Below are 15,038 nucleotides of genomic sequence, written 5' to 3' on the forward strand. Positions count from 1 at the left end.
CCATGCAAAACGTTCTGGCCACCGGCCTGGGCACATTGTTCTTCGCCCTGGCCGTGGCGCACACCTTCGCCTGCGGCGCCTTCCGGCGCTTAAGCCGCATCGACAGTCCCCACAAGGGACTCTACCATCTGTTGGGCGAGGTGGAGGTCGTCTTCGGCATGTGGGCCGCCGCGTACCTGGCGGCCCTGGCCCTGGTGACCGGCCCTTCCGGGGCCATCGGCTACCTGGAATCCCTGAGTTTCACCGAACCGGCCTTCGTTTTCGCCATCATGGTCGCGGCCTCCACCAGGCCGGTGCTGGCCCTGGGCGCCAAGGCCATCATGGGCCTGGCCGAACGCCTGCCCTTGAGCTCCGGCCAGGCGACACTGTTTTCCGCCATGGTGATCGGCCCGCTGTTGGGGTCGTTCATCACCGAACCCGCGGCCATGACCCTCACGGCGCTTCTCGTCTACGCCATCTTCTTCACCACCCCCATCAGCCAGGTATTGCGCTACGCCATCGTAGGCACGCTTTTCGTCAACATTTCCATCGGGGGCGTGCTCACCCACTTCGCGGCCCCGCCCGTCATCATGTGCGCGCCGGCCTGGGGCTGGGGGCTGTGGCACATGTTTTCCCACTTCGGCTGGAAAGCCGCCCTGGCCGTGGCGGCCAACGCGCTCATTCTTTCCGCCCTGTTCGGCGGGCAACTGCGCAAGGTGCGGGTGCGCCTGCCCGAAGAGTTGCGCGACCATATTCCCTGGAGAATCACGGCCGCGCACGTGGCCGCGCTGGCGCTGCTGGTGGCCCTTCTCCACCACCCCCTGGCCTTTCTGGCCGTGTTCATCGTGTTTCTGGGCCTGACCAGCGCCTATCCGAAATACCAATCCCCGCTTCTGGTCAAGGAGAGCTTCCTGGTGGCCGTGTTTCTGGCCGGCCTGGTGATTCTGGGCAAACCCCAACAGTGGTGGGTGCAACCGCTGCTGGCCCGCATGGACTCCTCGGCCCTGTTCTTCGGAGCGGCCTCCCTGACCGCCGTGACCGACAACGCCGCCCTCACCTATCTGGGCACCCTGGTGGAAAACCTCACCGAACCCAACAAGTTCGCCCTTCTGGCCGGAGCGGTGTCCGGGGGCGGACTCACCGTCATAGCCAACGCCCCCAACCCCGCCGGGTACGCCATTCTCAAGGAGGGGTTTCCGGGCCAGACCATCTCTCCGCTCAAACTTCTGGCGGCCGCCGTCTGCCCCACCCTGGTCGCCGCCGCGGCTTTTTTGTACCTTACGGCATGAATCCTGCTACTCTGCCTGGCGTTGCGCAGGCCTGTGTTTCGATCCTTCGGAGCCGCATCATGCGTGTGCTTTCGCTTATCTCCCTGATCCTGGTCATCGCCTGCCCGCCTGTGGCGGCCCAGGATCCCCTCGCGCCCGTGGCCCTGCGCTGGGAGCTCTTCGTCGCCCCCGGCGCGCAAAAGCTGGCCGTGCTGTGGCTCGCCCCGGCCCCCGGCTACAAAACCTACTCCCACGACCCCGGCCCCTCGGGCATGCCTACCACGGTCGATGTCCGCCTGGGGCCTTCCGGGCAAGAACTGACCCCGCTCTATCCCCCTGGAAAACCCGCCCCGGACCTCTACGAAAAAAACATCACCGTAAACGTCTACGCCGGCCCCACTCCGGTGTTCGTGCCCCTGCCCCGGGAGTTGCCCTCGGATTTTTCCCTTCAGGCCACGGTGTCGCTGCTCGCCTGCTCGGACGTGAGCTGCTGGCCCATGCGAACCGAAACCGTATTCTCCGGCCGGGAGACGGCCAGTCCGCAGCCGGCGGAAATCCAGCCCTGGTGGCGCGAATTCCTGGTCCTGGCCAAACCGGACGAGCCGCTTCCTCCGCCCGAGCCGGAGCGCCTGCCCTGGCGCTTTTCGCCCCGCAACCCGGAAGCCGCCCTCGAAGTCCACAACCTCATGCGGGCCATCCCCCTGGCCCTGCTGGCCGGGCTGGTCCTCAACCTCATGCCGTGCGTGCTACCCGTGGCGACGCTCAAGCTTTCGGGCCTTCTGGCCTTCATGTCCTCGCGCGACGCACGGGAACGCCGTCGCCTGCTGCGCGACCACAATGTGTTCTATTCCCTGGGCGTCCTGGCCTATTTCGCGCTGCTGGCCGCCATCCTCGGCGCGGCCGGGCTGGCCTGGGGGCAGTTCTTCCAGCGGCCGGGGCTTATTCTCGGGGCTGCGGCCGCGCTCCTGGCCCTGGGGCTGTCACTGTTTGGCGTGGTGCATCTGCCGGTGGTGGACCTCAAGTTCGGCGCGCGCGAAATGGCCGCCGGCCATGATCCCAGGTCCCAGGCCTTTCTCACCGGGCTGCTCTCCACGCTGCTGGCCACGCCCTGCTCCGGTCCGTTTCTGGGCGGTGTGCTGGCCTGGACGCTCATGCAGCCGGTCCTCGTGGTGGTCACGGTGTTTTTGTGCATCGGACTGGGCATGGCCTCGCCTTTCCTGCTCATGGCCGCCCGGCCCGACCTGGTGCGCTTTCTGCCCCGACCCGGCCCTTGGATGGAGCATTTCGAAAAACTTGCCGGATTCCTGCTCCTGGGCGCGTGCCTCTACTTTCTGACCATCCTGCCCCAGGCGATGCTCCCGGCCGCCCTGCTCGCGCTGCTGCTCACGGGCTTCGCCTGCCACGCCTGGGGGGCCTGGACCAACCTCTCCCAGCCGCCGCTGCTGCGCTGGGGCGTGCGCTCCCTGGCCCTGGCCGTGGCCGTGGCGGCATGCCTGTGGGCGCTCGACCCCCCGGGCCCGCACCTCGACGCCTGGAAGCCCTTTGATCCGGAACGCTTCAGCGAGGCCCTGGGACGCGAAAACATGCTCGTGGATTTCACCGCCGACTGGTGCCCCACCTGCAAGGCCCTGGAAAAAACCGTGCTCACCCGAAGCACCCTGGCCAGGCTCAAAGCCCACCACCGCGTGACCCTGGTGCGCGTGGACATCACCCGTGAAGATCCCAAGGCCATGGAACTCCTGCGCGCCCTGGGCAGCGCGTCCATTCCGGTGGCGGCCCTGTTCCCGGCCGGGGCGGACGCCGCACGGCCCGTGGTGCTTCGCGACCTCTTCAGCACGGAACAACTCGAAAACGCCGCCCGCCAGGCCTTCGGTCCCGACAGGGCGGCCAAACCCCGCACAGCGCAGGCGACACAGTGACCCAACAACACGATCCGACACCCTCCTCTTCCTCCCCGCCGCGCAACGGCCCCCTCATCCTGCTGGGCGCCCTGGGAGCGGCCGCGGTGGCCGCGTGGCTTCTTTCCAGAATCCTTCCCCTGCACGAGGTGGCCGCCGCCCTGTATCTGGCCACGGGCAGCGACGGCCTGTGGACGCTCATCGGCGCGGGCCTGCTGTTTCCGATCTTCTTCGGCTTCATGCTCGCCAGCCAGGCCCGGGGCGTGGAGCGCAGGCCCCTGCTTCTGGCCTATGGCGGGGGCATATACATCGTGGGTTGCGCGGCTGAATCCTACGTTCGCGGCCAACTCACCCTGTGGCCCGAGCTTCTGGTGGCCGTCTGCGCCTGCTCCGCGCTTTTCGTGCTGCTGCCCAAGCCCAAACCCCACGAGGAAGACGATGCCCGCGAGCAACCGGAAGACGATCGGTAACGAAACCCGGCAACCGCGTGTCTTCGCGAAAAGAGAGACCTCGTCCGGCCCTCGTCACTCAGGAGAATCGCCATGCATTCACGAACCGCGTTACGCGTCCTTCTGGCCGGCCTGTGTTTGGCCGTTGTGTCCGGATGCGCCAATCCCTTTCAACAGAGCTACATGCCCGCGCCCGGAGCCACGGCCGACGTTCTGGCCAGCCTCACGACTCCCTGCCAGGACCCCGTCGTCACCAGGGGCCCGGCCGACGCCCAAACCCCGGCCCGCATGTACCGACGCGGCTTCATGCTCATGGGCACGTCGGCCTACAACGCCCAGGGCGTGAGCGACAAGGATCTGACCGAGTTCGCCCGCCAGCTCGGGGCCTGCGAGGTGCTGTTGCATCTTCGCCCCGTGCGCACCGAGGGCTACACCTACGTGGAGAGCTACAACCCGGGCTACATGGTCTATTACGGCCGGGGCGGCTACGGCTGGGGCGGCGGCTTCGGGGTCTACACCCCGGGCTACTATTCCGGCGGCTACGTGCCCTACGTGCGCGACAGCTTCGACGTGACCGCCACCTTCTGGGCCAAGATGCGCGAGCCCATGACGCTGGGCATCTGGGCCGACCGCATTCCCGACCCGGTGCGCAAGGCCCACAACCTTGACCGGGGCGCCTACGTGATCGCGGTCCGCGACAACTCGCCCGCCGACCAGGCCGGCATCCTGGCCGGTGACGTGATCCTGCGCATTGGCGACAAGGCCGTGGACGGCGAGGGAGCCTGGAACGCCGCCGTGAGCGAATATGAAGGCCGCCCCGCCGTGTTCACCCTGGTGCGCGACGGCAAGTCCCTGCGAAAGACCGTCATCCTGGGCGGCGCGCGTCCGTAGCGGGCCGCGAAAAAGCGGAGAGAGCCTTCAAGGCGGCCGAAAGGAGCGACTCCCTGCGGCGCTTGCGGACGACGAAGGCCCCCGGATCAGGAAATGTCTGATCCGGGGGCCTTTGTCATGGGGCGCGGTCGCTTCGCGCCCCTATTTATAGAGCCTGTCATTGTCCTGCATGTCCATCCACATGGCGGCGAGCATGAACTGGAAACTGTTCATGCAGAGAAACACGAACAGAATCAGCGACGCATACGTCCAGGACTTGTTTTCGAAATAGGCGATGGCCAACTTGACGCCCAGGACTCCCGAAAGCGTAAAAAGCAGAAACCCCAGGTTGTAGAGCAGGAACAGGGGATGAAAGTCCTTGAAAAGATATTTGATCCACAGGCGTTTGAAAAACGACTTGCACAACAGCCAGCTCACCTTGGGAATGACCTTGAAAATTTTCATCTTGGAGACCTCGCCCACGTTGTAGACGGGCTTGATCTCCACCTCGCGCAGGGTGCAGAAGGCGATGTTGAGCTTGACCAGCATGTCGTTGGGCATGCCGTAGCTCTTGTAGATCTTGTGCAGGCGCAGGCCCTGCAAGGCCTTGAGCGAAATGGCCGTATAGCCGGTCTGGGTGTCGGATACCCGCCAATAGCCCGAGGCGATCTTGGTGAGCATGGACAGGATGGAGTTGCCAAAATAGCGGATCTTGGGAATCACCAGCCAGGCCGAGCGGTGAATGAGTCGGTTGCCCTTGACATAGTCGATTCCCTCGCACACCACCGGCTCGCAGATGCTTTGCAGTTCCGCCGGGTCCATCTGGCCGTCCCCGGCCATGACGGCGGTGCAGTCGACGCCCAGGTCGCGGCACAGGCGATACCCCCGCGCGATGGCCGCGCCCACGCCTCCGTTTTGCCGGTGATTGATGAGAATGACCCGGCTGGAGGCCAGGGACTCACAGACGATATCGGCCGGCACGTAGTATTTGAGCTCTTCCTGGTCGAGCTTGTAGAGCACCACGTCGGCCCGGTTGTAGCGCGTCTCCCGGGGGGGGCGGCTCGGCCCGTGGCTGGCGCGCACGTCGTCCTGCCTGTCCGCGAAGTCGAGCACGACTTCCGCGGTTCGGTCGGTGGAGCAATCGTTGACCACCACGATGCGGTCCACGAACGCGGGCATGGTTTCGAGCACGCCGAGAATCTGGCGTTCTTCATTGTAGGCGGGCACCACCACGGCCACGGTCTTGCCGTGCAGCATACGAACTCTCTCGCTTTTTGCTGAAATTCACCGCGTCGTTGGGCGAGTTGCGGTCTGTTAGCGCGATGGATCGCGCCCTGGCGGCGACAACGCCTGTACCCTGAATTGTCCGGCCTATCAACTCCCACGCCCGAGCCTTGTCCAAAACGCCCCTTCCAGGCCCGCCACTGCCGCCAAAAGCCAGGGCAAGGCCAGGGACGTGGCGTCCGGCCAGAACAGTCCCAGGTGGGGGATGCGCCAGGGCAACGGAAAAAGCCAGTCCTCTCCGTGAAAGTCCAGCGGGGATTGCATCCAATCCAGCAGGTAATGAAGGAACGCGCCGGCGCACAGAAAGACGAATCCCCTGACCCGCAAAGGACGGGGGACGACCAACGCCAGGGCGTAGGCCGCCAGCAGGGAAAAGACCGGGTCGTGCAGGCACCCCGTCAGGAGTTGTCCCCGGTAGGAGGAGAACACAAACCCCGGAGCGCGGCCGAGCAGATCGGGAAGGCACGTTCCCAGGTAGAACAGGGCGGCCTCGCGCGCCTCAAAGGCCCACCCCCGCCCGAGTTCCGTCCCGCGGCGCAGGGCGTGGGCCGCCAGGACGTGGGTCATGAGGTCAGGCACGCGGTCCGCCCCGCCGGGGCCAAAAGGCCCGGGCCAGGAAGGCTCCCACGCCCAGCAGCGCCGCCAGGGACACCGCCAGCTTGATCCCGCGCGAACGGTGCGGATGGATGAACACCGGCCGGAAGCCGTCCGGCGCCGTGAACACGCCGCGCACGCTCACATATTGCCCCTGGGCCAAGGGAGGATCGGTCTGGGGAAAGACGTGGTTCGCTCCCCCAAAGCGCAGGGTGAAGGCGGTCTCGCTCGCCGGCCCGGTCCGGCCGAGGCCCATGGCCACCAGCGCGCCGTCGCAGGCCTGGGGATGGGCCAGGGCGTCTTCGATGTTCACGCACAGCTCCACCCGTTGGGCAAGCGCCCACCAGGCCAGGACTCCGCCCGCCACGAGCGTCGCCAGAAACTTGGCCCCCCGGTTGCGGTCGGAAAACAGGGCCTGGACCAGGCTCACGACCCCGGGACCCTGGCGTAGACCCGATCGTAAATACAGTCGCCCACCTGCGCGAACGCGGGCGAGGCCATGACCGCGCCCAGGGCCGTGCCCGACAGGATGTTCACCTTGTTGAGCTGCACGTGGGTCACGCCCAGGGCATCGAGCTCGGCCAGGGCCTTGGCCGGGTCGTGGGTCAGGCAGGCGACCCGCAGCCGCTCGGAATAGAGCGAGTGCACGGGCAGGTCGGTATAATACCAGGCGATGACCGGCGAGTCGGTGAAAATTACCGGAGGCCGGCCCGAGGCGTCCTCCTTGATCAGGCGCAGGGTCGTGGACCAGCAGCTTTTCATGGGATCGAGCCGGGCCAGGATGTCGGGGCCGCGCACCACCGTGAGGTCCAGGGGACTGCGCTCCCACGTCAGGCAGGCCGAGAGCATGGCGCACGCCACCAGCCCGCCGGAAGCCCAAAGGCGCAGGGCGGTCCGGGCGCGGTCCGGACGGGGCGAGGCGATGCGGGAAAGGCCGTAGGCCAAGACGAGCGCGGCCGGCGGGTACAGGGCCAAACGGTAACGCGGCACACTGTAGAGGTGGTCGCTGATGGTGTTCTTGATCCAATCGAGCATGCCCAGGACCTGCATCTCGTTGACCAGGACAAACAGGGCCGCCGCCAGCACCGGCGCGGGCAGCGGCCGTCTGCGCCTGGCCAAGGCCGCGGCCGCCAACAAGCTGGCGAAGACCGAGAGGGTGCAGACCCACCCGTCGCCCCTGGCCTGGTTGAGAAACCGTTCGGGCAGGAGCTCCATGCCCGGAGCCGGACGCAGGGGCGGGTCCCAGGTCTTGCGCGGGGCAATGAGTTCGTAAACGAAGTGGTTGTCTTCAAAGGCCAGGGGGTTGCCCGTCCGCACCACGCCCAGAAGAATCTGATTGGCCCCGAGCAGAAATCCGAACGCGCAACAGAGCAGCGTGGTGCGCAGCGCTCCCCGCCCGCGCAGCGCCGGGACCAGACAAACGGCCAGTACCGGCGCCACCATGATGCTGCCGGTGTGGGCGCTCCAGAGATACGTCCAGGCCGCAAACGTCAGACCTCCCCGACCGCTGGCCAGGCGCATGGAGCGCCTTCTGCCGGGCAAAAGGCCCAGAATCATCAGCAAGGGAATCAACCGGTAGCTCTCGCGGGAACTCATGTCGATGAGCGCGCCGAAGTACTGCTCGAACAGAAGAACCAACACGGCAAGCACGGCGGGCAGAGGACCGAAGCGCAATCCCAGGCCCAGAAGCACCAGCACCAGCACCAGATTTTGCGTTTGCAGGGCCAGACGCATGGGCAGATCCTGCTGGCGGTCCGGGGAAAAGGTCCATCCGGCCGCCATGAGGCCGTTGTAGGCGATGGGATGGCCGTGCAAGCGCAGATAGTTGTTGGCGTCGGGTTTGGGCGTGGGTTCAAGCCGGGCCGTATAGGACCTGGCGTCGCGCATGGCCTTGGTTTCCACGGCGTAGATCAGGGTGTCGCCGTGCCACAGGGGCTTGGCCGCGGCCAACAGGCAGAAGCCGGCCACGAACAGGGCCACGGCCCCGGCCAACAGGGTCGCGCCCCGGTTTTCCCGACCGCCGGCCCAGAATTCGCGCCAGGCCCGGCCCAGGTCCGCCAGGGTTCCCCGCAGGGCCAGGCAGGCCCCTCCGGCCAGGGCCGTGTGCCACCAGGCCAGAAACAGGGGGTGAAAGCCGGCGAAAACGATCATGAGCCCCAACTGGACCACGGCCAGGACAAAAGGCGCGAAGCCCACGCCCACCAGAAAACGCGACAAAACGGCCTGGCGGCCTTCCTCGGCGTGGTCGGGCCGTTGCGAGGCCAACAGGCGCACGCAGGCCAGGCCGCAGGCCAGGCAGACCAGGGCGAAGGTCAGCAGAAAGGCCGCCGAAGAGGCGTAGACGGTAAACGCGGTCATGGCTGCTCCGGTTGTCTCGGGTCCAACGGGGGGCCCTCGGCCCGGCGTCCGCGGGGGGATGGCCTCAAGACTTGGCCCGCTCCGCCACCAGGATGTCCAGAACGCAGTGGCACACCCCGTGGTGCAGCACCTCCACCGGCCCGTAGGCCGAGATCGGCACATGCACGTTGATGTCTCCCCGCCCCCGCAAGGGATTGTCCGGGGCAAAGCCCGACAAGGTGAGCACCCGGCATCCCCTGGCCCTGGCCGCGTCAACGGCCCGCAGAATGTTTTCCGACCGGCCCGAGGAACTGATGGCCACCAGCACGTCGCCGGGATCGGCGAACATCTCCACGGGTTTTTCGAACACATGGGGATAGCCGTAGTCGTTGCCCATGCAGGTGAGCAGGGCCGGATCGTTGAACGCCTGGGAGCGCATGCCCCCGGTCTTCCAGAAGTCCGTGGACATGTGGCTGGCGATGGCGGCGCTGGCTCCGTTGCCGATGAACAGAAGCTTCCCGCCTGCGTCCGAGCAGGCGGCGGCCATGTTGGCGGCAGCTTCCAGACCGGGGCCCAGCCCCAGGTCGGCTCCCCGGGAGTCGGTGACGGTGATGGCCGTGCAGAGTTGGCCGAGGGAGGAAAAAAACGCGGCGGCGGCGTGACGCATGGACGCTCCTAGACCTGGCGGACGGCCGCCAGCACCTGTTCGATGACGTAGTCGGCCTGGTCGTCGGTGAGTTTGGGGTAAAAGGGCAGGGTTATGGTCTTGTCGCCGATGGCCTCGGCGTTTGGCAGGTCGCCCCGCCGGTAGCCCAGGGTCTGGCGAAAATGGGTGAGCAGGTGGATGGCCCGGAAATTGACGGCCACGCCGATTCCCCGGTCCTGCAGGGCGTGCAGCAGGGAGTCGCGCCGCTCGGGGTCGACCCAGACGGTATAGGCGTGATGGGCGCTCTTGCCGACCACCTCGGGGCGTCCCACCAGATCGGCGTGGGGCGCGAAACCGGCTTCGTAGCGCTTCCACAGGGCGTGGCGGCGCTCCCACAGGGCGTCCAGGCGGTCGAGCTGATTGACGAGCAGCGAGGCGCGAATGTCGTCCAGGTTGCACTTGTAGCCCAGGCGCACCAGGTCGTAATGGTTGTAGTGCCCATGGTAGCGCTGGGCCGCGCCCTTGGTCATGCCGTGCAGGGCGAGCATGCGCACCGTGGCGGCCAGTTCGGCGTCGCGCGTGGCCAGGGCTCCCCCTTCGCCGCAGGTGAGGTTCTTGGTGGCGTAAAAGCTGTAGCAGGCCGCCGCGCCGTGGTGGCCCGGCCTGTAGCCGTCGCGCTCGCCTTCCACGCAGTGGGCGCTGTCCTCGATGACCAGAAGATTGCGCCGTTTGGCCACTTCCATAAGCGCGGGCATGTCGCAGAGCGTGCCGTAGAGATGCACGCAGATCACGGCCCGGGTGCGGGGGGTGATGGCCCGCTCCAGGGTTTCGGCGGTGAGCAGGCCCGTTTTCGGGCACACGTCGGCCATGACCGGAACGCCTCCCGCGTGCAGCACCGCGCTGGCCGAGGAAAGAAACGTCATCGCCGGCACCACGACCTGATCGCCGGGGCCAAGCCCCAGGGCCACCAAGGCCAGATGCAGGGCCGCGGTGCACGAAGACACCGGGGCCACGTGACCGAGCCCGGTGTAGGCGGAAAACTTTTTCTCGAAGGCGGCGCACTGTGGACCGGTGGACAGAAACACCGAGTCCAGGGTGGCCATGACGTTTTTCTTGTCGGCCTCGTCCAGGCTGTGGCGGTAGAATTCGACGCGCATGGGCGCTTTCTCCAGTTGCTCGTTTGGCTGCTTGTCTCTCGGACGCCCCGCAGAGGGGAGCGCCCGCGTTGTCTTTCTCCCGGCCCTCTTCCCGCGCGCCCAAATCCGACGCGCGTCCGATTCCCTTCCCGCACGCCACCGGGCAGTCCGGGAGGAGTTCGTCGCGTTGACCGCCGGAGGCGCTTGCCCGCTTTCCGTTCTACCGGTCCCGGTAGAGGCGCACCAGGTGCTCGCCCGTTCCCAGGGGCACGGCCACGGTTCCGGCCGGTCCCGGCAGCACCCGGGCCTGGCGCGAATCCGCATCGGCCAGCCAACCGGGCACGTTCGGCAGGGCCACGGTCAAAACGCCGGGCGCTGCCGCGCGCACCCGCACGAAGGCCCCGGAAAGGTCGCACGAAACCACCTCGTCCGCCGGCCGGGGATTTATGGGCCAGGCTTCGACCGAACGCACCGCGCAGGTTGCCCCGGCCTGGGCGGGGTTGATTTCGTAGCCCACTTCACCGGCCTGGTCCACAGCCAAAGGCAGGTCCACCACGCTTTGCCCTTTGGGCAATATGACCGACCGCGTTCGCCCGGCCTTGAGCAGAAGGTCCATGGTTCCGGTTGCTTCCACCACCATGCGCACCCGCAACAGCTTCGGCTGAAAACGCTTCAAGAAGGCTTCGGGATAGAGGCGGCCATACGATTTGGGTCGATGGCGGGCCAAAAGCCCCAGGTAGCGCTGGGACTGACGATACACGGCCTGGGGGTCCGGGTCCGCCAGAAAAAACGCCTGCCCGGCAAAGGCCGCGTTTTCGTACAGGGCCACCTGGCCGCCCGGCGTGTCGACCGGTCCCGCTTCAGGTTTCAGGGCGTAACGGGCGTCGCCCAGGGTGTCGTGGGCAAAGGCCTGGTCTTGCAGGGCCAGAACGTAGCGCACGCCCCAAAAGGTCAGGGCCTCGGGCGGCAACTGGTGCGCGTATTCCACCGGAGCCGACGGGGGACGGTAGGTTCCTGTCATCACGCTTGGCGGCAGGGGGGAAAACCCCTGGGGCTGGCGCAGCACCAGGCGGGTGGAAAGGGGAAACTCCCCGAGCGAACGGTAGCAGAGCACGGTGAATCCGCCGGGCACGCCGCCCAGGGCGCGGTCGAGAAAGACCTCGCCGGCATTGGGGGCCGCGGGCCTGGGAGGTGTCGCGCCCGGAGCGCCCCCCGTACGGCGAAACACCTGGTAGAGGTCGTTCTGCATGAAGTTCCAGGTCTCGCGCGGCAGACGCTTGCTCGAATCGAACTCGGCCACGAGGGTGTAGCGGGGATCGGTGAATTCGGGCTCGAAGCGGTGGGTGCGATACCAGAGCACATAGTCCGGCCGCAGCCGGTCCACGTCCCGGGCCGGACGTCCCAGATTGGCCAGGGGGTTGCGAAACGGATCGAGCAGGATACGCTCGAGAAACTGCACGTGCCCGGGGGAAGACGCGCCCGTGCCGATCACGGCGTCCGGCGGGATGTTGGCCTTGGCCCAGGCGTGGACTTCCTGCCGGGAGGAGGGACCGCACATGTAGCGGGTCACGTCCAACTGGGTGGACAGCGTGGCGGCCAGGACGAATCCCGCGCCGAGCGCCAGGGCGTCGGCCAGGCCGGCCCGCAGCACGCCCCCGGCCCGCAGCCAGACCCAGGCCTCGCGCAGGGCCAGGGCGATGAGCAGGGTCACCAGCAGGGACTGCCCGTAATAATAGTACGTGATGTTGTCCACCACGTGGTTGTGGGCGATCTTCCAGAGATAGGCCACGTTGGCCAGAAACAGCAAAAGAATCACGGTGGGCGCGTCCAGGGCCAGGCGACGGCGCGCGGCCCGCGCGATCAGGACCGCCAGCGCCGGCAGGACCAGGAGGTTGAGAACCGGCCCGAGAAACGGTTCGAAGTGGCGCAACCGGTACTGGGCCGTCCACCAGAAGGACTGGGGCAGGTCCGGGTTCAGGGCGATGGCCGTATACCGGCCGATAAAGCTCAGAAAGATGCCGGGGTTTTCCAGCAGCAGCGGGTTGGAAAGAAGAAAGACCGCCACGGCGAGGACCAGGCTCTTGACCAGGAGAAGCAGGCGCGCCCGGTCCAGCCCGCCGTGGCGGCGCGCGCCGGTCCAGAAGAGCAGCAGATACAGGGGGGCGAGCAGGGCCATGGTGAACTTCATGGCAAAGGACAGGCCCATGAGAACCGCGGCCGCGTAGAGCGGACGGCCCCGGCCCGAGCGCACGTACTCCAGCAAAAAGAGCACGGCCCACAACGTCAGCATGAGCACCACGCCGTCGGGCTTCATGCGCATTTCGAACACCGGGACGGCCGGCAGCAGGGCAGCCATCCAGCAGGCCAGCAGTCCGGCCCCGCGCGAGACGAAATTGGCCCCCAGGAGATAAAACACCGCCGGCAGGCCGAGCATGAGCAGCAGCTTGAACACCCCGAAGACCTTCCAGGCCTTGAGCAGCTCGCCCGGATAGAGCGTGTACTGGTCCGGGCTGTCGAAGCGCGTGAACACGCCCAGCCCCGAGGCCAGACGCATGACCGGCTTGGCCGCGTGCAGCAACGGTCCGCCGAAGTTGGTGGCTATGGAAAAGGTGTCGTAGACCCCGTGGTAGTAGCCCAGGGCGTGGTGCAGGCTCACGGCGCCGTCGTCGTCGTAGATGTTGACCTGGAAGGGTTTGGACGTGCTCAGGGCATAGCCTTCGGGATCGGCCACGCCCCTGGCGTTCAGGATGCAGGTGAGGTTGACCGTGAAAAAAAAGGCCACGGCCAGCCAGGCCAGCCAGGGCAGACGAAAGTCCAGGCCTCCCGGGCCGGGAGCCTGGTCGGGACAACGGCCGAGACGCTGCTTGGCGGTCTGGAAAAGGGCGTTCACGGCGCGGGTCGCTCCGTCGGGGAGGCGCGAAACCGGTCCATCAGGAGGCGTCCCCGGCCCGGGCCAGTTCCAGACGCAGCTTGCGGCCCATGATGGGCCAGGGCCCCACGAAAGCCGGATTGTCGAATTCCTCCAGGTCGACCACGCGCAGGTTGCCGGCCTGGCCGACAAGTTCCGAGAGGGCCCGGGTGGTGCGCACGTGGCGGCCCTCCTCCAGGGCCAGGATGAAACGGGCGAACAGGCCCGGATTGGGGTTGGTAGCGTAGTCCACCAGCACCATGCGCCCGTTGGGCGTCAGGTAGTCGGCCGCCGCCCGCAGGATGGAAACCAGCTCCGCATCGGGAATGTGATGGCACGAGCCGCACAGGATCACCCGGTCGAAGCGGCCGCGGGCGTCTTTCAGGGTGCGGGCGTCCTGGCAGACGAAGCGCATGTTCGGGTACGTGGCGAAGCGCTTGCGGGCCTGGGCGATGGCGACCGGATCGATGTCCACACCCAGGAAGCTGGTGTTCTTTCTGAAATGGATGCTGTCCAGCCCCAGGGAGCAGCCGATCTCCATCACCCTGGCCCCGGGCGGAACGTCCTTCACCACGTAGCGACGGCGAAAGAGCACCCCGCAGAGCAGGTACTGGGCCACCAGCCACAGCCGGGGAAAGCGCGATTGCAGGGGAACGCTCACGATTTTTTTCCCTTTTGCGCGCCCAGGACCCGGTCTTCCATCACCACCCAGGCCCGCTGGCGCGAGGAGTTGTGCTTGACCCGATTGACCATGAAGGCCAGCACGCCCATGAAAAAGAGCACCAGTCCCAGCGACGCGATCTGCACGATGAACAGCGTGGTGAATCCCGACGGATCGATGAGGTGGGCCAGGCGCAGCCCCACCACCACCAATCCGGCCGCGCCCATGAGGGCCATGAGAAACAGCCCCAGCAGAAAGAACATGTGCAGCGGCAGGTCGGAATAGAGCATGAAGGCCCGAAGCGACAACCGGATGAGCCCGCGCAGGGCCACCTTGGACTCGCCCTTGGCCCGGGGCTGGCGGGTGAGGGTCACGCCCTTCTGACGAAAGCCCACCCAGGCGCGCAGCCCTGGGAAATAGGGCTCCGTGTCGCTGTTTTCCACGATGAGCCGACACACGGGCAGGCGCATGACCGAAAAGGTGCCCGCGTTCTCCGGGATGGGAATGTGCGACCACTTCGAAAGCAGCCGATAGAACACCGGCGCGCAGGCCCGCATGACCGGTCCGTCCAGGCGTTGGCCGCGCACGGCGAAGACCACGTCGTAGGCGGCGTGATGGGCCAGGAGCGCGGCGAAGTCCTCGGGTCGGTCCTGCAGGTCGGCGTCGATCACGCCCACCCAGTCGGCCCCGAGCTTTTCGGCCAGGGCGCAGGCGGCCTCGCATCCGGCCACCACGGCGGTCTGGTGGCCGAAGTTGCGCGACAGGCGCACCACCTCCAACGCGACGGGAAAGGTCCGGGCGGCCTCCTCGATGCGGGTGACGGTCTGGTCCGTGGAGCCGTCGTCCACCAGCACCACCCCGGCCAAACCTATGGAAGGCGCGGCCCGGGCCATACGGTCCAGGAATTCGGCCACGAGCTGTTCTTCGTTGAAGACCGGCGCCACGACGACCAGGGAAGGGGAAGCTGTGGATTGCATGATGATTGGCCGGGAACCCAACACAGGGCGG

13 protein-coding genes are annotated in these 15,038 nt (G+C 66.9%); 4 read left to right on the forward strand and 9 right to left on the reverse strand.

The window, feature by feature from the left end; translation table 11 throughout:
- Positions 1-2: 2 nt before the first annotated feature.
- The 4 genes from ACYQ01_RS09500 (at position 3) to ACYQ01_RS09515 (ending at position 4,485) form a co-directional block, all read left to right on the forward strand.
- A complete protein-coding gene (locus ACYQ01_RS09500; RefSeq protein ID WP_459933599.1) occupies positions 3-1,268 on the forward strand; it encodes a putative Na+/H+ antiporter in 1,266 nt (421 codons plus the stop codon).
- A 59-nt stretch (positions 1,269-1,327) separates the two neighbouring features.
- Entirely contained in the window at positions 1,328-3,166 is a 1,839-nt protein-coding gene (locus ACYQ01_RS09505; protein ID WP_459933600.1) for a protein-disulfide reductase DsbD family protein, read from the forward strand.
- On the forward strand, positions 3,163-3,615 hold the full coding sequence (locus tag ACYQ01_RS09510; RefSeq protein ID WP_459933601.1) for a hypothetical protein: 453 nt from the start codon (positions 3,163-3,165) through the stop codon (positions 3,613-3,615). The genes ACYQ01_RS09505 and ACYQ01_RS09510 overlap by 4 nt, the downstream gene beginning before the upstream one ends.
- A gap of 72 nt (positions 3,616-3,687) precedes the next feature.
- A complete protein-coding gene (locus tag ACYQ01_RS09515; protein ID WP_459933602.1) occupies positions 3,688-4,485 on the forward strand; it encodes a PDZ domain-containing protein in 798 nt (265 codons plus the stop codon).
- A gap of 141 nt (positions 4,486-4,626) precedes the next feature.
- On the opposite strand, the gene ACYQ01_RS09520 is transcribed toward ACYQ01_RS09515, so the two are convergent.
- The 9 genes from ACYQ01_RS09520 to ACYQ01_RS09560 all read right to left on the reverse strand — a co-directional run bounded on the left by ACYQ01_RS09520 (position 4,627) and on the right by ACYQ01_RS09560 (position 15,007).
- Entirely contained in the window at positions 4,627-5,721 is a 1,095-nt protein-coding gene (locus ACYQ01_RS09520) for a glycosyltransferase family 2 protein (protein WP_459933603.1), read from the reverse strand.
- Between the two features lie 117 nt (positions 5,722-5,838).
- Entirely contained in the window at positions 5,839-6,327 is a 489-nt protein-coding gene (locus ACYQ01_RS09525; RefSeq protein ID WP_459933604.1) for a hypothetical protein, read from the reverse strand.
- Positions 6,320-6,772 carry a hypothetical protein gene (locus ACYQ01_RS09530; RefSeq protein ID WP_459933605.1) on the reverse strand — a complete coding sequence of 151 codons (453 nt, stop codon included), beginning with the start codon at positions 6,770-6,772 and terminating at the stop codon, positions 6,320-6,322. The genes ACYQ01_RS09525 and ACYQ01_RS09530 overlap by 8 nt, the downstream gene beginning before the upstream one ends.
- Entirely contained in the window at positions 6,769-8,700 is a 1,932-nt protein-coding gene (locus tag ACYQ01_RS09535; protein WP_459933606.1) for a hypothetical protein, read from the reverse strand. Before ACYQ01_RS09535 ends, ACYQ01_RS09530 begins: the two co-directional genes overlap by 4 nt.
- A gap of 64 nt (positions 8,701-8,764) precedes the next feature.
- Entirely contained in the window at positions 8,765-9,346 is a 582-nt protein-coding gene (locus ACYQ01_RS09540; RefSeq protein WP_459933607.1) for a D-sedoheptulose-7-phosphate isomerase, read from the reverse strand.
- 8 nt (positions 9,347-9,354) lie between these two features.
- Positions 9,355-10,482: a DegT/DnrJ/EryC1/StrS family aminotransferase gene (locus ACYQ01_RS09545; RefSeq protein WP_459933608.1), complete on the reverse strand. Its 1,128-nt coding sequence runs from the start codon at positions 10,480-10,482 to the stop codon at positions 9,355-9,357.
- A gap of 199 nt (positions 10,483-10,681) precedes the next feature.
- On the reverse strand, positions 10,682-13,351 hold the full coding sequence (locus ACYQ01_RS09550; RefSeq protein WP_459933609.1) for an ArnT family glycosyltransferase: 2,670 nt from the start codon (positions 13,349-13,351) through the stop codon (positions 10,682-10,684).
- 40 nt (positions 13,352-13,391) lie between these two features.
- Positions 13,392-14,030, reverse strand: coding sequence for a class I SAM-dependent methyltransferase (locus tag ACYQ01_RS09555; protein ID WP_459933610.1), 639 nt, complete (start codon positions 14,028-14,030; stop codon positions 13,392-13,394).
- A complete protein-coding gene (locus tag ACYQ01_RS09560; protein ID WP_459933611.1) occupies positions 14,027-15,007 on the reverse strand; it encodes a glycosyltransferase family 2 protein in 981 nt (326 codons plus the stop codon). Before ACYQ01_RS09560 ends, ACYQ01_RS09555 begins: the two co-directional genes overlap by 4 nt.
- Positions 15,008-15,038: the final 31 nt, after the last annotated feature.

The sequence above is a fragment of the Fundidesulfovibrio butyratiphilus genome, assembly GCF_054657235.1.

What these genes read in the sequence shown, in the direction of transcription:
- ACYQ01_RS09545 (WP_459933608.1), bottom strand. Translation starts at nt 10,482, where the DNA reads ATGCGCGTCGAATTCTACCGCCACAGCCTGGACGAGGCCGACAAGAAA.
- ACYQ01_RS09560 (WP_459933611.1), bottom strand. Translation starts at nt 15,007, where the DNA reads ATGCAATCCACAGCTTCCCCTTCCCTGGTCGTCGTGGCGCCGGTCTTC.
- ACYQ01_RS09505 (WP_459933600.1), top strand. Translation starts at nt 1,328, where the DNA reads ATGCGTGTGCTTTCGCTTATCTCCCTGATCCTGGTCATCGCCTGCCCG.
- ACYQ01_RS09500 (WP_459933599.1), top strand. Translation starts at nt 3, where the DNA reads ATGCAAAACGTTCTGGCCACCGGCCTGGGCACATTGTTCTTCGCCCTG.
- ACYQ01_RS09535 (WP_459933606.1), bottom strand. Translation starts at nt 8,700, where the DNA reads ATGACCGCGTTTACCGTCTACGCCTCTTCGGCGGCCTTTCTGCTGACC.
- ACYQ01_RS09515 (WP_459933602.1), top strand. Translation starts at nt 3,688, where the DNA reads ATGCATTCACGAACCGCGTTACGCGTCCTTCTGGCCGGCCTGTGTTTG.
- ACYQ01_RS09540 (WP_459933607.1), bottom strand. Translation starts at nt 9,346, where the DNA reads ATGCGTCACGCCGCCGCCGCGTTTTTTTCCTCCCTCGGCCAACTCTGC.
- ACYQ01_RS09520 (WP_459933603.1), bottom strand. Translation starts at nt 5,721, where the DNA reads ATGCTGCACGGCAAGACCGTGGCCGTGGTGGTGCCCGCCTACAATGAA.